Below are 19,375 nucleotides of genomic sequence, written 5' to 3' on the forward strand. Positions count from 1 at the left end.
CTGCGGCCAATGTCGCGCTCTCCTTATCCCCTTCCGCCGCTGCCCCGTCCGGGCCAGCTCCGCGCCTGGTGGCGCGCTCCCAGCTCGCCCACCGCGCTGGCCTGGTACCTCGCCCGTGCGGCGCAGGCACACGACGGCCCGGTGCTGGTCGTCGCGCCGGACAACCACGGCGCCAACCAGATCGAATCCGATCTGCGCACGCTGCTCGGCGATGATCCGTCGCTGCCGGTGGTGGCGTTCCCGGACTGGGAAACCCTGCCCTACGATCGCTTCAGTCCGCACCCGGACATCATTTCCCAACGCCTGTCCGCCCTGCATCGCCTGCCCGGGCTGAAGCGTGGGTTGGTGGTCGTTCCGGTGCAGACCCTGATGCAGCAGCTGGCGCCGAAACAGTATGTGATCGGAGGCAGTTTCGACCTGGAGGTCGGCCAGCGGCTGGACCTGGACGCGGAAAAGCGGCGATTGGAAAGCGCCGGCTACCGCAACGTGCCGCAGGTCATGGATCCGGGTGATTTCGCCGTGCGCGGCGGCCTGTTGGATGTGTACCCGATGGGTGCCAGCGAACCGCTGCGCGTGGAACTGCTGGACGAGGATATCGACACCATCCGTGCCTTCGACCCGGAGACCCAGCGTTCGCTGGAAAAGGTCCAGGCCGTGCACATGCTGCCCGGTCGCGAAGTGCCGATGGACGATGCCAGCATCTCGCGCGTGATGGACGCCCTGCGCGAACGCTTCGATGTCGATACGCGGCGCAGTTCGCTGTACCAGGACCTGAAATCGCGACTCGCACCGGCGGGCATCGAGTACTACCTGCCGCTGTTCTTCGACCGCACCGCGACGCTGTTCGATTACTTTTCCGCCGACGTGCTGCCGGTGATCGCCGCCGGCGTCGGCGAAGCCGCAGCTGCCTTCTGGGCGCAGACCGGCCAGCGCCATGAACAGCGCCGGCACGACGTCGAACGCCCGCTGCTGCCACCGGGGCAGTTGTACCTGTCGCCTGAACTGCTGCGCGAGAAGCTCAACGACCTGCCCCGCGTGGAAGTGTGGCCGCCCGGCCATGCGCGCATCGAGCAGGCCCACGCGCTGGGTGACACCGCGCTGCCGCCGCTGCCGGTCGCTGCGCGTGATGCCGCCGCAGGCCAGGCGCTGGCTACCTTCATCGAGCAGTATCCTGGCCGCGTGCTGATCGCCTCCGATACCGCCGGGCGCCGCGAAGCATTGCTGGAAGTCCTGCAGGCCGCCTCCCTGCGTCCGCCGGTGGTCGCCGACCTGCCGACCTTCCTGGCCGGCAGCGAACGCTTCGCGATCACCGTTGCGCCGCTGGAAGACGGCTTCGCGCTGGACGATCCGCGCATCGCCGTGCTGACCGAACGCCAGCTGTTCCCCGAACGCGCAGCGCACCAGCGGCGCTCGCGTCGTGCCGGTCGCGAGCCCGAGGCGATCATCCGCGACCTCGGCGAATTGACCGAAGGCGCGCCGATCGTCCATGAAGACCATGGCGTAGGCCGCTACCGCGGACTGATCGCGATGGACGTCGGCGGCATGCCCGGCGAGTTCCTGGAAATCGAATATGCCAAGGGCGACCGGCTGTACGTGCCGGTGGCCCAGCTGCACTTGATCAGCCGTTATTCCGGCGCATCGGCGGAAACCGCCCCGCTGCATTCGCTGGGCGGCGAACAATGGACCAAGGCCAAGCGCAAGGCGGCCGAGAAAGTCCGCGACGTAGCCGCCGAGTTGCTGGAGATCCAGGCGCGCCGTCGCGCCCGCGCCGGGCTGGCGCTGGATGTGGACCGCGCGATGTACGAACCGTTCGCCGCCGGCTTCCCGTTCGAGGAAACCCAGGACCAGTTGGCCGCCATCGACGCGACCCTGCGCGATCTTGCCAGCAGCCAGCCGATGGACCGCGTGGTCTGTGGTGACGTCGGCTTCGGCAAGACAGAAGTGGCCGTTCGCGCAGCGTTCGCCGCGGCCAGTGCCGGCAAGCAGGTCGCCGTGCTGGTGCCGACCACGCTGCTGGCCGAACAGCATTACCGCAACTTCCGCGACCGCTTCGCCGATTACCCGATGAAGGTGGAAGTGCTGTCGCGCTTCAAGTCCACCAAGGAGATCAAGGCCGAACTGGAGAAGGTGGCCGACGGCACCATCGACGTCATCATCGGCACCCACCGGCTGCTTCAGCCGGACGTGAAGTTCAAGGACCTCGGCCTGGTCGTGGTCGACGAGGAACAGCGCTTCGGCGTGCGCCAGAAGGAGGCGCTGAAGGCGATGCGTGCCAACGTGCACCTGCTGACCCTGACCGCCACGCCTATTCCCCGAACGCTCAACATGGCCATGGCCGGGCTGCGCGACCTGTCGATCATCGCCACCCCGCCGCCGAACCGGCTGGCGGTGCAGACCTTCATCAGCCAATGGGACGATGCGCTGCTGCGCGAAGCCTTCCAGCGCGAACTGGCCCGCGGCGGCCAGCTGTACTTCCTGCACAACGACGTGGAAAGCATCGGCCGCATGCAGCGTGAGCTGTCCGAGCTGGTACCGGAAGCCCGCATCGGCATCGCCCACGGACAGATGCCCGAGCGCGAGCTGGAACGGGTGATGCTGGAGTTCCAGAAGCAACGCTTCAACGTGCTGCTGTCGACCACGATCATCGAATCGGGCATCGACATCCCCAACGCCAACACCATCATCATCAACCGCGCCGACCGTTTCGGCCTGGCCCAGCTGCACCAGCTGCGCGGCCGCGTGGGACGTTCGCACCATCGTGCCTACGCCTACCTGGTGGTGCCGGACCGCCGCTCGATCACCCCGGATGCGGAGAAGCGCCTGGAAGCCATCGCCTCGATGGATGAACTGGGCGCGGGCTTCACACTGGCCACCCACGACCTGGAAATACGCGGTGCCGGCGAACTGCTGGGCGAAGACCAGAGCGGGCAGATGGCCGAAGTGGGCTTCAGCCTGTACACCGAACTGCTGGAACGCGCCGTGCGCAGCATCCGGCTGGGCAAGCTGCCCGACCTGGATGCCGGTGAGGAAGCCCGTGGGGCCGAAGTGGAACTGCATGTGCCCTCGCTGATCCCCAACGACTACCTGCCCGACGTGCACACCCGGCTGACCCTGTACAAGCGCATTTCCAGCGCGCGCGACAGTGCGTCGCTGCGCGAGCTGCAGGTGGAGATGATCGACCGCTTCGGCCTGTTGCCGGATGCGGCCAAGCACCTGTTCGCCATCGCCGAACTGAAGCTGCAGGCCAACGAGCTGGGCATCCGCAAGCTGGACCTCGGCGAGGCCGGCGGCCGCATCGTGTTCGAGGCCAAGCCGAACATCGATCCGATGTCGGTGATCCAGCTGATCCAGAAGCAGTCGAACCTGTACAGCATGGACGGCCCGGACAAGCTGCGCATCAAGCATCCGCTGCCGCTGCCGGAAGACCGGTTCAATGCGGCCAAGGCCTTGTTGACGACGCTGGCGCCGGGCTGACCCGGCGCACCGCCCGGTAGCGCCGAGCCATGCTCGGCGAGCGCAGCGGCAACAGAGCGACAGCGTGACGACCAACGGTCGTCACCCACCAGGGCAAGAGCGTGACGACCAACGGTCGTCACCCACCAGGGCAAGAGCCTGACGACCAGCGCTCGTCACTACCAGCGCTACACCGCCGCAAAAGAAAAACCCGGCTTGCGCCGGGTTTTCCAGGCTTCAACAGCAGCGCATGATCACCAGATCACGACGCGCTTGTCGTCGGCCCGGACCATCGGCTGGCCGGCCTTGCACTCGAACGCCGCCGCGAACGAGGGCATGTTCGACGGCGCACCGTTGGCACGGAAGTTCGCCGGCGCATGCGGATCGGTGTTCAGGCGTACGCGCAGCTCGCCATCGGTGAAGTTGCGGCGCCACACCGTGGCCCAGTTCATGAAGAAACGCTGGTCCTGCGTGTAGCCGTCCACCGGTACGTTCTTCGAAGGATCTTCCTTCAGCGCCATCTGCAGCGCGTCATAGGCCACGGTCAGTCCGCCCAGGTCGCCGATGTTCTCGCCCAGGGTCAGCTTGCCCTTGACGTTGACGCCCGGCACCGCCTCGTAGCCATCGAACTGCGCCACCAGCTGGTCGGTGCGCTGGGTGAAGGCACTGCGGTCCGCGTCGGTCCACCAGTTGTCGAAGTTGCCGTTGGCGGCGAACTGGCTGCCCGAATCGTCGTAGCCGTGCATCATCTCGTGGCCGATCACCGCACCGATGCCGCCGTAGTTGAGCGCCGGATCGGCCTTGGCGTCGAAGAACGGTGCCTGCAGGATCGCCGCCGGGAACACGATCTCGTTCTTGGTGGCGTTGTAGTACGCGGTGACGGTCTGCGGGGTCCTGCCCCACTCGGTCTTGTCCACCGGCTTGCCGATCTTGTCCAGCATGTAACGGTAGTTGTACGCACGCGCTGCCTGCATGTTGCCCAGGAAGCTGTCGCCGTTGGTCTGCAGGCCCGACCAGTCACGCCACTTGTCCGGGTAGCCGATCTTCGGGGTGAAGCTGGCCCACTTCTCCAGCGCCTTCTTGCGGGTGTCTTCGCCCATCCACTCCAGCTTCTCCAGGCGGGCCTTGAGCGCTTCGGACAGGTTCTCCACCAGGTGCTGCATCTGCTCCTTGCTTTCGGCCGGGAACACCGCATCCACGTACAGCTGGCCGAGCGCTTCGCCCATGCCGTTGTTGACCGAATCCAGCACGCGCTTCCAGCGCGGCTGCATCTCCTGCTGGCCACGCAGGGTCTTGCCGTAGAAATCGAAGTTGGCCTTTTCCACGTTGCTGCTCAGGTACGGCGCGGCATCGTCGATGGTGTGGAAGCGCAGGTAGGCCTGCCAGGTGGCGGCCGGGACATCAGCCAGCATCTTGTCCACTTCGGTGAAGAACTGCGGCTGGGCCAGCGAGAATTTCTGCGCGGCCGGCACCTTCAACGTGTCGAACAGCGCGGTCCAGCTGAAGTTCGGGGTGAGCTTGTCCGCGTCGGCGGCACTGACCGGGTTGTAGCGTTTGGAGGGATCACGCATTTCGATGCGCGACAGCGAGGCCTTGGCCAGGCGGGTTTCGAAGGCCAGCACGGCCTTGGCCTGGTCGGCCGCCTGCGCGGCGTCCACGCCGGACAGGGTCAGCACCTGGGCGATGTAAGCCACGTAGGCATCGCGGATCTTCGCCTGCGATGCATCGAAGTAGTAGCCCTTTTCCGGCAGCCCCAGGCCACCCTGGCCGACATAGGCGATGACGTTGGCCGAGTCCTTGTAGTCCGCATTGGCGAACAGCGAGAACAGCACGCCCTGCCCCTGCGCCTGGCTGTCGCGCAGGTACCGGGTGATCGCGGCGGTGTCGCCCAGCGCGGCGATCTTGTCCAGCTGCGGCTGCAGCGGCGTCAGTCCGGCGGCATCGATCTTCGCCTCGTCGCTGCCGGTCTTCCAGATGTCACCGATCTTGGCTTCCACGCTGCCGGCCTTGGCTTCGCTGGCAGCGGCCTGCTGGACCAGTGCATGCTGCACTTCCAGCGAGCGCTCGCGCAGGATCTCGAAGCTGCCCCACGTGGTCTGGTCGCCCGGCACCGGGTTGGCGCTCAACCACTTCTGGTTGACGAAGGCATTGAGGTCGGTACAGGCCGAGATGGCAGTGTCCAGGTCGGCGCTGTTGAGCGAGATCAGCGGCGTCTTGATCAGCGACTGGTCGAAGGCCGGCTTGGCCGCATCGGCAGTGGCGGCGGGCGCGGTTTCGGTCTTGCCGCAGGCCGCCAGCGAGGCGGCGATGGCAACGGTCAGGCCCAACGGGGCCAGGGTGCGCAACTTCATGGGACTCTCCGACAGGTAATCCCCGAGGGTAGCCCGGACACGGGACCCGGGGGACCGCCAAAGGTCACGCCGCGCGCATGACCGCCACACGTGTGACACTGGCGGTCGTCCTTCACGACCAGCGGGCAGGGTTTCACATGACAACAGCGGAAAGACCCCAGGACCGCAAAGTGGCCGACGATATCCGCGCGCACGGCTGGCATTGCCTGCACATCCTGCCCGGACCGGATGGCGAGGCCGGCTTTTCCTATTCGATCGGCTTCCAGACAACCTACAACGCCCCGGAAGTGATGGTGTTCGGGCTGCAACGCTCCAAGGCGCACGCGCTGCTGAGCGAGTGCGCGCAGCTGCTGGCCGGCGGCCACCAGATCCATACCGGCGTGGAGGATGCCGATGTGCTCGATGGCGGGTACAAGGTCATCTTCCGCGCGGTGCGCGAGGACTGCCATGACGACTACCTTGGCATGGCGGTGCGTCACTGCGGCGGGCAGCCCCTGCAGGCCGTGGTCATGTTCCTGCCGGACAAGGAACACCGCTTCGCCTGGCAACCCGATTACGACGATGCCCAGGCCGATGAGGCGCTGGGCATCGTGGTATAGGGGTTACTTCGCCTTGCCCTGGTTGGCCACCGCTTCGGCGGCCTTGCGCGCGGCTTCCGGGTCGCCCAGGTAACGGAACGACTGCACCGTCAGGTCATCGTTGAGCTCGAACAGCAGCGGGATGCCGGTCGGAATGTTCAGTTCCAGGATCTGCTCGCGCGAGACGTTGTTGAGGTACTTGTACAGCGCACGCAGCGAGTTGCCATGCGCGGTGACCAGCACGGTCTTGCCGTCCTTCAACTGCGGGGCGATCGAATCGAACCAGTACGGCAGCACACGGTCCAGCGTGGTGGCCAGCGACTCGGTACCCGGCAGCGCGTTGCGGTCCAGCGTGGCATAGCGGCGGTCGTGCAGCGGATGGCCGGGATCCTCGATGTCCATCGTCGGTGGCGGGATGTCGTAGGAACGGCGCCAGATCTTGACCTGGTCCTCGCCGTGCCTGGCCGCGGTTTCCGCCTTGTCCAGGCCCTGCAGGCCGCCGTAATGGCGTTCGTTCAAGCGCCAGCTCTTGCTGACCGGCAACCAGTCCTGGTCCATTTCGGCCAGTGCACCCTGCAGGGTGTGGATGGCACGCTTGAGCACGGAGGTATGGGCCACGTCGAACTGCAGGCCTTCTTCGCGCATCAGGCGACCGGCGGCGGCCGCTTCCTGGCGCCCCTTGTCGGTCAGCTCCACGTCGACCCAACCAGTGAAGCGGTTGTCCAGGTTCCACTGGCTCTGGCCGTGGCGCAACAGTACGAGTTTACGAGTCACTGCAGGGTCTCCAACGTCGGGAAGGCAGGCGGCCATTGTAGACGGTGAACGAACGCCGGGCGCCGGCTCAGTGGTGGACATGGGCGTGATGGCCGTGACGGTCGTGGTCGTGGTCGTGACCATGTCCGTGTGCGGTCGGCGCCGGTCCCACCGCGCAGGCATCGCCACAATGCTCGGCTTCCAGTTGCAGGGTCACATGGTCGATGTCGTGGCGCTCGTGCAGGGCATCGGCCAGCTCGCGCCGCACCTGATCCGCATCGGCACCGTCGCGCAGCACCACGTGGGCGCTCAGCGCGGGCGTGCTGGAGGCCAGCGCCCATACGTGCAGATCGTGCACGTCCACCACCGCGCCGTGGTTGCACAGGCTGCTGCGCACATCGGCCAGCACGACGCCTTTGGGCACGCCTTCCAGCAGCACGTTGATCGCTTCACGCATCAGCACCCAGGTCCGCGGCAGCACCCACAGGCCGATCAGCACCGCCAGGATCGGATCTATCACCTTCCAGCCGGTCCAGCGGATCAGCAGCGCGCCGATGATCACCGCCACCGATCCCAGCATGTCCGCCCAGACTTCCAGGTAGGCGCCTTTCACGTTCAGGCTCTCGCCGCTGCCGGCCTTGAGCAGGCGCATCGATACCAGGTTCACTGCCAGGCCCACCGCGGCGATCACCAGCATGCCGGTGGAAGCGATCTCCTGCGGCTGGCGGAACCGGGCGATGGCCTCCCACAGGATGTAGCCGGCCACCACGAACAACATGCCACCGTTGAACATCGCACCGAGCGCTTCCAGCCGCGCGTAGCCATAGGTACGGCGGGCATCGGGGGGACGCCGGCTCAGCCGTACCGCGACCAGCGCGATCATCAAGGCCAGGGTGTCGGTGGCCATGTGCGCCGCATCGGACAGCAGCGCCAGGCTGTTGGTGACGAACGCGCCGATGATTTCCACCAGCAGGAACGCGGCGGTCAGGCCCAATGCCCACCACAGCGGCTTTTCGTGGCGGATTTCAGTGGGAAGATGGTTGTGGTCGTGGCCCATCGGGGTCTCCTGTGTGTTGCCGGCAGGCTACGCCCCGCGTGCAGGGGATACCATCACACCGGTTATAACATCGCCCTCCACGCGTCAGTGGCAGCGCACCGCGACGGCCCTGCGCCAGCGCGCCGCGCCCCACCAGAGGCAGGCCAGCAGCGCAACGCCCGCGCCTGCGATGCAGACCCCCGTCCACCCCACGTGCGCCTGCAGCGCGGGACCGGCTGCCGCCCCCATGCCGCTGCCCACCGCATAGAACAGCATGTACAGCGCGATCAGCTGCCCGTGCACGGGCTCGGCCGCCCGCAGCACCAGCGCCTGGTTGCTCACATGCAAGGCCTGGCCACCGAGGTCCAGCAACACGATGCCCAGCAGCAGCCACCCCAGTGAAGTGGGCAGCTGCCGCAGCGGCAGCCAGGCCAGCAGCATCAGCAACAAGGCCGCAGCGCTCACCGCGCGCCCATGACCGTGATCCATCCAGCGGCCCACGCGCCCGGCCAGCAAGGCGCCCGCCAGCCCAGCCAGGCCCAGCGCACCGATACCCGTCGTGGACCAGGACAATGGCGGTGCCGACAGCGCAAGCGAAGCCGCACTCCAGAACAGGTTGAGGCCGGCGAACAGCAGCAACGCCAGCACGCCCCGTTCGCGCAGCGTCGCATCCGCGCACAGCAACCGCCACATCGACGCCATGACGCCGCGTTGGTGGACTCGCGCCTGCGCCACCGGCATCGGCGGCAAGCACCGCCACAGCAGCATCCCCAGCGCAGCAATCAGCACGGCCGAACCCGCGTACACCGCGCGCCATCCCAGCCCGGCGGCTACCGTGCCGGACACCACGCGTGCCAGCAGCAGGCCAACGAATACACCGCCCTGCACGGTACCGACGTGGCGGCCGCGTACCGCTGGCGCGGCCATGGCCGCCGTGCAGGTGATCAACACCTGCGTGCAGGCCGTCCCGAACAGCCCCACCAACAGCATGCCGACCAGCAGGGACACGCTTCCGCGCGCCGCAGCCAGCCATAGCAGCGACAACGCCAGCAGACCGAACAGCAACAGCAGCAAGCCCCGGCGTTCACGCCGATCAGCAAGCGGCAGCAGGATCAACAGCGCAAGCACGCTGCCCACCTGGGTGGCCGCCACCACCATTCCGGCCGTCGCGGCATCCATCCGGAAGGCATCGGCCAGGCGCTCCAGCAGTGGCTGTGCGTAGTAGACATTGGCAACGCTGGCGCCGGCTGCGCTGGCAAGCAGGAACAGCGTGGGATCGACAACCGGGGAGGGGGGTGGCTTCTTCATGCACCAGTTTCAAATTGCAACCGCTCGCACCGTAGGCAGTTTGGTTTTAAAATGCAACCAGAATCCATCGCAGAACCGCCCATGCCCAGTTCCTCCCCCTGCCCCGTGGCCCGCGCCACCGAGCTGCTCGGCGACCGCTGGATCCTGCTGATCGTCCGCGACGCCTTCGATGGCGTGCACCGCTTCAGCGACTTCCAGCGCAGCCTGGGGGTGGCCCGCAACATCCTCAGCGAGCGTCTGCGCCGCCTTGTCGACGGGGGCGTGCTGGCACTGCAGCCGGCCGCCGATGGAACCTCCTACCAGCAGTACGTGCTCACCGAAGCGGGCACTGCGCTGTTTCCGGTCGTGGTTGCGTTGCAGCAGTGGGGCCAGGCGCAACGCTTCACTCCGGGCGAGCCGCACTCACGGCTGGTGGAGCGCAACAGCGGCCGCGAACTGCCGTACATGCAACCCCGCACGACAAAAGGTCGCGTGCTGGAGGCCGCCGACACCCTGGTGCTCAAGCTCGACCAGGGCTGATCCGCATCCCCCGATCGAGGGGTCGACAGTACGGCGCTGACCCGGCATCCGCGTAGCGGGTAGGATCACGGGCAAGGCCTTCGCGGCCCTGCCCGATTCCTCTCCCGGATGTCCCGCCATGATCCATTGCACCACGCCCCTTCTGCTGCTTGCCGGCCTGCTTGCCAGCACGGCATCCAGCGCGCGCGAAGTCCCCGCGCCAGCCGCCCACGTCGACGCCGATGGTCCTTACATCGTGCGTGACGGCGAGCAGGTGCAGGCGCGCTGGATATGCGATGACAAGGTGGTCACCCGCGAGCAGACCGCCACCCGCGTCGCGCCGGTCTGTGGTTATCCGCACCCCGTGGACGTCGCCCCCGGGGCGGTCGCAGCGGTGGATGTACTGCCTGCCGTGCCGCGCGTGGTGGTGCTGTCCGACATCCACGGGCAGTACGACCTGCTGGTGCAGCTGCTGCGCGCCAACGGCATCATCGATGCGCAGGACCGCTGGGCGCGGGGTACCGACACGCTGGTCGTGGCAGGCGATGTGTTTGATCGCGGGTCGAAGGTGACCGAGGCCTTCTGGCTGCTGTACGGCCTGCAGCAGCAAGCCAGCGCTGCAGGCGGCGCGGTGCACTTCGTCCTGGGCAACCACGAAACGATGGTGCTGTACGACGACCTGCGCTACGTCAATCCGAAGTACCTGCGCAGTGCGCAGCTGTTGGGTCGCAGCTACCCGCAGCTGTACGGTCCTGACTCGGTGATCGGCCAATGGCTGCGCACCCGTCCGGTCCTGCTGCGCATCGGCGATACGCTGTTCCTCCACGGGGGCATCTCACCGGACGCACTCGCGCTGGCGCTGGATCCGGCGGCGACCAATGCCGCCTACCGGTCCTCGCTGGGCCTCCCGCGCGAGCAGGTGAAGGCCGACCCAGCCACCGCGTCCCTGTATGACGGCAAGACCAGCCCGATCTGGTACCGCGGCTATTTCGATGGCCGCCTGGATACCGATGGCGTGCAGGCGGTGCTGGATCGTCTCGGACTGGAACGCATCGTGGTCGGCCACACCTCGATGCCGCACGTCAGCAGCTTCCATGGTGATCGCGTCATCGCGGTCGACAGCAGCATCAAGAACGGCGAGAACGGCGAACTGTTGTTCATGGAAGAAGGCCGGCTGAGCCGTGGCCTGCTGGACGGTAACCGGGTGCCGCTCGCGCCTGGCGTGATCGGGCTCGACGACTGAGCCTTCCCTCCCGGCGCACCCTGGCCCCTTCAGCCGCAGTCACAGGCGGAAGCGCGCGCCCACCGTGTAGGTGCGCTCGGGCGAGGAGAAATCGCGCGGGAACGCCGGACTGCCGAAGTAGTTGCGGGTTGACCCGCCGAGCAGGTTGGTCGCCTCGGCGAACACGGTGACGCGCTCGTTGACGTCGTAGTTCAACGCGACGTCCAGCCAGTCCTCGTCGCCATGCCGGATTTCGCTGGGCTGGTCCCCGGAACTGTTGAAGCTGGCCGTATAGTCGGTACGACGGTTCCACGCCAGGCGGGCCGAGAAGCGGTCGTACTGGTACATCAGCACCGCGTTGAAGGCATGCTTGGACACATTGGTCAGCGGCTGCATCTGCCCGGTCGGCGATTCGGCTTCGGCGCTGATGCGGGTGTAGTTGAGCTGGGTCCCGAAGCCGGACAGCCAGCCCGGCAGGAAGTCGTAGAACTGGCTGTAGCCCACCTCGAATCCCTTCAGCGTGCCTTCGCCGGTATTGCGCGGGCGGGTGATGGAATACGTGGTGCCGCCGATCACCTCATCATCGGCATAGCGCTGCACGTAGCCGTCCAGCCTGCGATGGAACACGGCGGCCGACAACAACGAGCCGGGCTGGAAATACCACTCCAGCGATGCATCCAGGTTCTTCGATTCCACCGCCTGCAGCTCCGGGTTACCGCCGTTGCCACGCGCCGGCAGGGTATCGGTGGACTCATACAGGCTCAACTGCGGATTGAGGTCGGCGAAGTTCGGCCGGGCGATGGTCTGGCTGGCGGACAGCCGCAGGACCAGGTCTTCGCGCAGCGAGAAATTGGCGCTGGCGTTGGGCAGGAATTTCGTCTGCGATGTATCTATCCGGCTGGGTACGTCCACGCCGTCGAGGGTCCGCGTGCCGCTGAGCTCGGATTCCAGCCGGGTGGCGCGCACCCCGATGCGGCCATCCACCGGGATGCTGCCCAGCGTAGTGCCCCAGTTGAGCTGCAGGTAGGCGGCATAGTTGTCTTCGCGGTTGTCGAAGAACAGCGAGGCCAGCTCGGCCGGTGCCTCCGGCGACTGGCCCATGACCTGGCGCAGCTGCGCGGTCTGCTGCAGCAGGTAGGCCGCGTTGGCAACCGCCCAGCGGTCGGTGGAGAACGCGCGGGCGCCATCCAGCATGCCACCGGGTGACACGTCGGCCAGCCCGGGGACATCGCTGGCGTACACCCGGCTGCCGGTGATGTTGTCCATGGCGCCCGGATCGCCACCGTGGTTGGAAGCGGTGCGACGGCTGATCCGCAGCCCGGCATCGAGTGAACTGAACGGACCGGCGTCGAACTGGAACGTGCTGTCGCCGCGCCACGCCCACTCCTCGCCTTTCTGTTCGTCCCAGCTGTCGTAGTACTGGCTGAGGTACCAGTTGGCCGGGTTGGTGACATCGTATGCCGAGCCATCGGCGTGGGTGACCCACGTATCGGGCACGCCACCGGCATCGCGCATATGCATCAACGGCGCGTCCATGCCCATGTCCAGGGTCATCGCACGGTGTTTGTTGGTGCTCCAGGTATAGGCCAGTTCGGTGGAAAGGCTGATGGTGTCGTTGTGCCACTTGCCGCCCAGCGCGGCCTGGAACGTATCGGAGGTCTGCTTGTGTGCCTGCGTGCTGGACAGCGTGTAGAGGTCGCGCGCGACGAAGCCATCCATCACGTTGCTGCCGGGGCGAAGGCTCACTGATTCCACGTTGCCCGGGTTCACCAGGCCGGGGAACGGCATCCAGTAGTTGACGTTGTTGCGGCCCTCGTAATTGACGTAGAACGTATCGAGATAGACCTCGCTGTTGTCCGTCGGCGCCCATTGGAAGGTGAAGTTGGCCGCGCGGCGCTTGTGTGTGTTGTTCGCCACCAGCCCGCCGGCGTTGTACGGCACGAAGATCTCCTGGGAAGGATCAGCCGGATTGGCAACCCGGTCGTAGGTGCCATGGAAGCTGTTGCTTTCCTGGTAGGGGCGCTGCTGCAGCGAGACGCTGCCCAGCACGCCCATCCGCCCGTGTCCGCTGTCCCAGTTGTGTGCTGCGGTCAGGCTGCCGTTGGGCTTGGTGTCCCCCGCCTGGTCACCGCGGACGGCACTGATGCTGCCGGCAAGCGTGGTGTCCTTGTCCAGGTCGAACGGCTTGCGCAGGTGCACGTCGATGCTGCCGCCGATGCCCCCTTCCAGGAACTTCGCGCTGCCGGTCTTGTAGACATCCACGCTCTGCAGCAGGTCGGCCGGGATGTCCTGCAGGGCAATGCCGCGCCCGCTGGCGGTGAACACGTTGCGGCCGTCGAAGGTCGTCACCACGTCCGGCAGGCCGCGTACCAGCACCGTGCCGACTTCCGCACCGCCACGCGCCACCTGCACACCGGTGACCCGCTGCAGTGCGGCGGCCACGCTGTTGTCAGGCAGCTTGCCGATGTCTTCGGCGACGACTGAATCGCTGATCTCCGCCTTGGCCTGCTTGGCCTCCACCGCGCCGGTCGCACTGCCGCGCACGCCGCGCACCTGCACCGAATCCAGTTGCTTCGCTGCCACCGGCGCGGACGCTTCCGATGCCGTGGCCGGCGCCGGCGCCGGCGCTTGCGCCTGCGCAGTGCCCACCATGCCCAAGATCATCGAAGGAAGCAGCGCGCGCCGAAGCAGGAGGGGCGCCGGCATGCGGCAGCGGCGCGGGGGAGCGGATCGGGACATGCAGGGTGTTCCTTTCGAGGTGCGCCGCCAGACGAGGGCGTGCACCTTCCCGGCCGGCAGCAACGGGTGCGCAGGGGGATCCTGGGGGAGCACGCGCCAGGCAGGCAGCACTGGACGGAGTGACGTGTTGTGTGCCGATCCCGACAGATCGGTCGTGCGCATTAGAACAACCAAAAACGTAAATTTACGTTCGCTGGCGGTGATCGAGTCGTTGCGCGCCGCACATGCCCCTGCACATGCAGTGCACGGATCAGATCCATAAGCCGCAGGCGGGTCGCACGCGGTACGCTTTGCCAATGTCATCCAGTGAAAGGCCTTCCATGAATTTCGGCAGTGACAACCAGTCCGGCGTTTCGCCACGCATCCTCGATGCACTCATCGCGACGTCCTCGGGCAGCGCCGCCTCGTATGGCAATGACGCGTGGACCCGCCAGGCCGAACAGGCGATCGCGCGCGTGTTCGAGCACGACGTCAAGGCCTTCTTCGTGGCCACCGGCACCGCCGCCAACTGCCTTGCCCTGTCTGCAGTGGCGCAGCCCTGGAATGCCATCCTGTGCCATGCACAGGCGCACCTGATCAGCGATGAATCCACTGCACCGGAGTTCTTCACCGGTGGCGCGCGCCTGCTGCCGATCGCCACCGACAGCGGCAAGATCACCCCGGCGGCGCTGCGCGATACGCTCAAGCGGCTACCCGATGCGCGTCCGCACAGCATCAAGCCGGCGGCGGTGTCGCTGGCACAGGCCACCGAAAACGGCCTGGTGTACACGCCCGCCGAACTGAAGGCGCTGTGCGACCTTGCCCATGAGCATGGCCTGCGCGTGCACATGGATGGGGCGCGCCTGGCCAATGCGGTGGCGGCGCTGGGCTCCACGCCTGCCGAAATGACCGTGCACGCCGGCATCGACGTGCTGTCCTTCGGGGCGTCCAAGGACGGCGCCTTGGCGGCAGAGGCGGTGGTCTTCTTCAAGCCGGAACTTGCCGAAGGATTCGATTACCGGCGCAAGCGCGCGGGCCAGCTGGTATCCAAGGGACGCCTGTTCGGCGCCCAGTTCACCGCCTGGCTGCAGGACGACCATTGGCTGGACCTCGCCCATCAGGCGAACCATGCCGCACAGGTGCTCGCCGTCTCCCTGCAGGCGCATGCAGGCATCCGCCTGGCCTGGCCGGTGCAGGCCAACGAAGTATTCGTGGTGATGCCCAAGGCCCTGCTCGAACGCCTGCTGGCTGCGGGCGCGGAGTGTTATGACTGGTATCCGGACAGCCTGCCGACCTCGATGCCACTGGGCGCCGATGAGGTGCCGGTGCGCTTTGTCACGGCGTGGTCGACAAGCCAGCAGCAGCTGGACGAATTCGCCGAGGTGCTGGGCAGCTGATGCCGGCAGGCGGGTACGCTCCCGGCGTGTTCGTCGGGCGTGGCACGAACGCAGGAGAGCGGCCGAAGCCGCTCTCCCGTTGCTGCTGTCACAGTCGCGGTGCGCCTGTCAGCGGTGTTACCTGTACTCGCGCTCGCAGCGACGCTCGACCACGCGATCACCGGTCTTCTGCTGGTGACGGCCCTGGATGTTGCGGCCTGCCGCGCCGCCGGCCACGGCGCCGGCGACGGTGGCCAGCTTCTTGCCGTTGCCGCCACCGATCTGGTTGCCGAGCAGGCCGCCCACCACCGCGCCGGTGGCGGTACCTGCGATGCGGTTGGAATCCTTGCTGTTGCGCTGCACTTCCACGTTGCGGCAAACCACGCGGCTGCCGTCGTCGAAGCGGCGGCCCTCATCGCGCGGCCCGTACGTCTGCGCGGATACCGCCGAGGATGCGGCCATCAGGGCGCCAGCGCACAAAAGGGGGATGGACATCTTCATCGGGGGACTCCTTCACGGTCCGGGTGTATGCCGACAGTCTTCCCCTGACGTTGGCAAACCCGGGTGAATTCCCGTGCAGGGACTGTGCAGGCGGGTCGCCCTGTTCAGCCAGCGGTGGGCCGTGGCGACCGAGGCGCGTCTTCGCTGCGCGACAGCAGTGCGTCCGCGCGACGCACCAGCTCGGCTGCGGAAAACGGCTTGGCCAGTACTTCCATCCCTGCTTCCATGTGCCCGGCGCCGACCGCCGCACTGGCCGCGTAGCCGGTGATGAACATGACCGGCAAGCCGGGTCGGCATTGCCGGCCGGCGTCGGCGACCTGCCGGCCATTCAAGGGTCCGGTCAGCCCGACGTCGGTCAGCAGAAGATCGATCGGCTCCACCGAGCGCAACACGTCCAGGGCAGGCGGTCCCTCGGAGGCTTCGATCACCCGATAGCCTGCCGACACCAGCACCTCACTGACCAGTACGCGCACCGCGGTTTCGTCTTCCACCAGCAGCACGGTGCGCATCGGCCCGCGCCGCACTTCTTTCTCGGCCACCGCCGCCGCTGGGTCCGCCGGCGCCTGCGTGCCTTCGGCCATCCGCGGCAGGTAGAGATGCATCGTGGTGCCCTGCATGGGACGGGAATCCACCTGGACCTGACCACCGGACTGCCGCGTGAATCCGTAGATCATCGAAAGCCCGAGGCCGGTGCCCTGGCCGATCGGCTTGGTGGTGAAGAACGGCTCGAACACCTTGGCTACGACATCCGCTTCCATGCCCGTGCCGCTGTCGCGCACCGACAAGCGCACATAGGGGCCAGCCGGAAGTTCAAGCGCTGCTGCATCGGTACCGGCCAGTTCGACGGCGTGGCTGCTGATGGCCAGTGTTCCGCCATCAGGCATGGCATCGCGTGCATTGATGCACAGGTTCAACAGCGCATTCTCCAGCTGGGGCCCATCGACCTGCACCGCGGCACCGCCATCGTCGAAAGCGGTGCTGATGGCGATCGAAGGCCCCAGCGAGCGCGTGATGATCTCCATCATCCCGAGCACCATCTGCTCCACCACCACGCCAGTGGGGGCGAGGGTCTGCCGCCGCGAGAACGCCAGCAGTCTCTGGGTCAGCGCCGCGGCGCGGTCGGCACCGGAACGCGCCATTTCCACGTAACGGCCCAGGTCGTCGATACGTCCCTGCGCGACCCGCATTTCCAGCAGTTCCAGTCCCATTGACACCGACGTCAGCAGATTGTTGAAATCATGCGCGATGCCGCCGGTGAGCTGGCCGACCGCTTCCATTTTCTGGCTCTGCCGCAGCTTTTCTTCGGTCATCAACAACTCGGCACTGCGCTCGCGCACGCGCTCTTCCAGGGTGACCGTCAGCTGCTGCAGCCGCTCTTCGGCCTCGCGTTTCCCGGTTATGTCCGTCGCCGTGCCGAACCATTCGCTGACCGCCCCGTCCGCATCCAACATGGGGACCACGCGCATCAGCACCCAGCGATGGCTGCCGTTGCGCAGCGGCGTGCGGTGCTGGATCTCGAACGGCTTCTTCTGCCGGTCCGCCTCGGCGATGGCGGCATCCACCATGGCGCGGTCATCAGGATGTACGAAGGCTTCCCGCCAGTTCCAATCCGGCGGCAACAATTGCGCGGTATCGCCCTGGCGCAGGATCTGCCGGCGCTCGCGCCAGTCCGCCGACAGCGCATACAGTACCTGCGAAGAGGCAGCCACCAGCGCGCCAAGCCGCCGCTCGCTGGCAGCAAGGGCATCGACCGCAGCCCGCTCCAGGGTGCGGTCGCGCAGCACGATGACGAAGCCGATCGCAGTGCCCTCCTCGTCGCGCAGCAGGGTCAGTGCGCCCTGCGCCCAGAAGGTTTCGCCGGTCTTCCGCAGCAAGGGGCGCTCGCCGGACAGCCCGCCTTCGGCCAGCGCCACCTTCATCCCGTGCTGGAACCGGCCTGCCCGGCGATCCTTCTCCAGGTAGAAGCGCTCGGGGGTCTGCCCCAGCATCTCCGCTTCGGTCCAGCCCAGCGTATGCCGTGCACCTTCGTTCCACAGTGTGATGCGCCCTTCCAGGTCCATGGCGAAGATGGCGTAGTCCATCGCACTGTCCATGATCTGCCGGTGCCGCGCCTCGCTGCGCCTGAGCCTGCGCTGCAACGCCACCTGCGAGGTGACATCCAGGCCCTGCACGAACACGCCGATCGACTGGCCCGCCTCGTCCTTGACCGGCTGGAACACGATGTCCAGCTTGCGCGGCTCGGCCGTGCCGCCATCGGCAGCGACCGGGTCATAGGTGACCTCCGTGCCGATGTATGTCTCCCCGCTGCGGTACACCTGGTCCAGCAGCGGCAGGTAGCCCTGGTCGATGACTTCCGGGATCGCATCGGCCAGCCGCTGGCCGATCACCGGCCGATTCCCGACCATCTCGGCGTATCGCGGATTGGCCAGCTCCACCCGGTGCTCCGGCCCACTCAGGAAGGCCATGAACATCGGTGATTTCTCGAACAGCGCGATCAGCCGCTCGTTCTCATGGGCCAGCCGCCGCTGCGCCACGATGGCCTGGGTGACTTCGCGGGTCACGCAGAACACGCCGCCGATGCTGCCATCCTCACGATGGATCGGCGAGAACGAGAAGGTCCACCAGGTCTCCTCTTCGACGCCATAACGGTTCATCCGTACCGGCATATCGACATACCGCGATGATCCGCCGGCCAGGGCCTGTTCCACCGGCCCCTTCACTGCATCCCAGGCGTCCGCCCACAGCGTGCGCAGCGGCGCGCCCATCGCCTGTTCCAGCCGCGGGCCGAGGATCGGGCTGTAGGCATCGTTGAACAGGAACACCAACTCATCGCCCCACACCAGGTACATGCTCTCCGGACTGGCCAGCATCAGGCTGGTGGCATGCCGCAGCGCGAGTGGCCAGCCATCCGGATGGCCAAGCGGACCAGCGTGCCAGTCATGACAGCGCACGCGATCGGCCGCCTCCCCGACAGTGAAGGGGAATCCGCGTTGGGCCTTGCCCAGGTAGGGGGAAGTCGACAAGACTGCGCACGCCAGGACCAGGAAAGCGGGCAATCTAATGCAGAAGTGGCGGCGACAGTGTCAACGCGCTCCCTTGTGGGGCCTTGCATGAGCATCGAATTCACGCTGCACGGCAGCGTTATTCTCGATATTCCCTCGCTCTACGCCGAGCTCAACCGCGTGTTCATGGCAGACGAGGACTGGGCGCTCGGCAACAGCCTGGACGCGCTGGATGACCTGCTGTATGGCGGCTATGGCGCACTGCAAGGCCACAAGGCAGTGACGGTGGTCTGGCAGGACATGGAAACCAGCCGCGCCGCGCTCGGCGTGGCAGCCACCACAGCCTGGCTCCAGCACAAGCTCGACCAGCCAGGGCGTTTCAACAGCGCATCCCTGCAGGCACAGCTGCTCGCCCTGCAGCAAGGCCACGGCCAGACCTACTTCGACATCATGCTGGACATCTTCGCCAGCCACCCGCATATCCACCTGCAGCCCGCATAACCGATGATGGCGCCGAGCCATGCGCAGCGGTTCTGCGCTGGCCGTGGCAGCGCCGAGCCATGCTCGGCGGATGCCTCA

At 66.8% G+C, this 19,375-nt stretch carries 13 protein-coding genes; 6 read left to right on the plus strand and 7 right to left on the minus strand.

From position 1 onward, the window contains the following. The first annotated feature begins 9 nt into the window (after positions 1–9). Complete coding sequence (gene mfd, locus ACI2JH_RS16700; RefSeq protein ID WP_404736749.1) at positions 10–3,474, plus strand: transcription-repair coupling factor; 3,465 nt, start codon at positions 10–12, stop codon at positions 3,472–3,474. Between the two features lie 233 nt (positions 3,475–3,707). Here mfd and ACI2JH_RS16705 read toward each other — a convergent pair whose 3' ends face one another. After that, a complete protein-coding gene (locus ACI2JH_RS16705) occupies positions 3,708–5,804 on the minus strand; it encodes a M13 family metallopeptidase (protein WP_404736750.1) in 2,097 nt (698 codons plus the stop codon). 170 nt (positions 5,805–5,974) lie between these two features. Between ACI2JH_RS16705 and ACI2JH_RS16710 the strand changes: the two genes are divergently transcribed. After that, positions 5,975–6,403, plus strand: a complete 429-nt coding sequence (locus ACI2JH_RS16710) for a DUF4262 domain-containing protein (RefSeq protein ID WP_182655948.1) — start codon at positions 5,975–5,977, stop codon at positions 6,401–6,403. A gap of 3 nt (positions 6,404–6,406) precedes the next feature. Here the strand turns inward: ACI2JH_RS16710 and gpmA are convergent, their stop codons facing one another. The 3 genes from gpmA to ACI2JH_RS16725 form a co-directional block, all read right to left on the minus strand. Further along, a complete protein-coding gene (gene gpmA, locus ACI2JH_RS16715; RefSeq protein ID WP_101098375.1) occupies positions 6,407–7,156 on the minus strand; it encodes a 2,3-diphosphoglycerate-dependent phosphoglycerate mutase in 750 nt (249 codons plus the stop codon). A 67-nt stretch (positions 7,157–7,223) separates the two neighbouring features. After that, on the minus strand, positions 7,224–8,192 hold the full coding sequence (locus ACI2JH_RS16720) for a cation diffusion facilitator family transporter (RefSeq protein ID WP_404736751.1): 969 nt from the start codon (positions 8,190–8,192) through the stop codon (positions 7,224–7,226). Between the two features lie 84 nt (positions 8,193–8,276). After that, positions 8,277–9,479: an MFS transporter gene (locus ACI2JH_RS16725; protein ID WP_404736752.1), complete on the minus strand. Its 1,203-nt coding sequence runs from the start codon at positions 9,477–9,479 to the stop codon at positions 8,277–8,279. A gap of 81 nt (positions 9,480–9,560) precedes the next feature. Here ACI2JH_RS16725 and ACI2JH_RS16730 point away from each other — a divergent pair, with 81 nt between their 5' ends. Then, positions 9,561–9,998 carry a winged helix-turn-helix transcriptional regulator gene (locus tag ACI2JH_RS16730; RefSeq protein ID WP_404736753.1) on the plus strand — a complete coding sequence of 146 codons (438 nt, stop codon included), beginning with the start codon at positions 9,561–9,563 and terminating at the stop codon, positions 9,996–9,998. A gap of 118 nt (positions 9,999–10,116) precedes the next feature. Next, positions 10,117–11,220 carry a metallophosphoesterase gene (locus ACI2JH_RS16735; protein WP_404736754.1) on the plus strand — a complete coding sequence of 368 codons (1,104 nt, stop codon included), beginning with the start codon at positions 10,117–10,119 and terminating at the stop codon, positions 11,218–11,220. A gap of 39 nt (positions 11,221–11,259) precedes the next feature. Here the strand turns inward: ACI2JH_RS16735 and ACI2JH_RS16740 are convergent, their stop codons facing one another. Then, positions 11,260–13,863: a TonB-dependent receptor gene (locus ACI2JH_RS16740; protein ID WP_404736770.1), complete on the minus strand. Its 2,604-nt coding sequence runs from the start codon at positions 13,861–13,863 to the stop codon at positions 11,260–11,262. Positions 13,864–14,258: 395 nt separating this feature from the next. Here ACI2JH_RS16740 and ACI2JH_RS16745 point away from each other — a divergent pair, with 395 nt between their 5' ends. Continuing rightward, the gene (locus ACI2JH_RS16745) at positions 14,259–15,314 is read left to right on the plus strand and encodes a threonine aldolase family protein (RefSeq protein ID WP_404736755.1); all 1,056 of its coding nucleotides are present in this window, start codon (positions 14,259–14,261) and stop codon (positions 15,312–15,314) included. A 117-nt stretch (positions 15,315–15,431) separates the two neighbouring features. Here ACI2JH_RS16745 and ACI2JH_RS16750 read toward each other — a convergent pair whose 3' ends face one another. Next, on the minus strand, positions 15,432–15,794 hold the full coding sequence (locus ACI2JH_RS16750) for a glycine zipper 2TM domain-containing protein (RefSeq protein ID WP_101098382.1): 363 nt from the start codon (positions 15,792–15,794) through the stop codon (positions 15,432–15,434). 104 nt (positions 15,795–15,898) lie between these two features. Next, a complete protein-coding gene (locus tag ACI2JH_RS16755; RefSeq protein ID WP_404736756.1) occupies positions 15,899–18,817 on the minus strand; it encodes a PAS domain-containing protein in 2,919 nt (972 codons plus the stop codon). An 87-nt stretch (positions 18,818–18,904) separates the two neighbouring features. Between ACI2JH_RS16755 and ACI2JH_RS16760 the strand changes: the two genes are divergently transcribed. Further along, entirely contained in the window at positions 18,905–19,297 is a 393-nt protein-coding gene (locus ACI2JH_RS16760) for a ribonuclease inhibitor (protein ID WP_404736757.1), read from the plus strand. Positions 19,298–19,375 lie beyond the last annotated feature (78 nt).

Origin of the sequence: Stenotrophomonas sp. NPDC078853, assembly GCF_044901215.1 — a bacterium.
In the GTDB taxonomy this organism is placed as follows: domain Bacteria; phylum Pseudomonadota; class Gammaproteobacteria; order Xanthomonadales; family Xanthomonadaceae; genus Stenotrophomonas; species Stenotrophomonas lacuserhaii.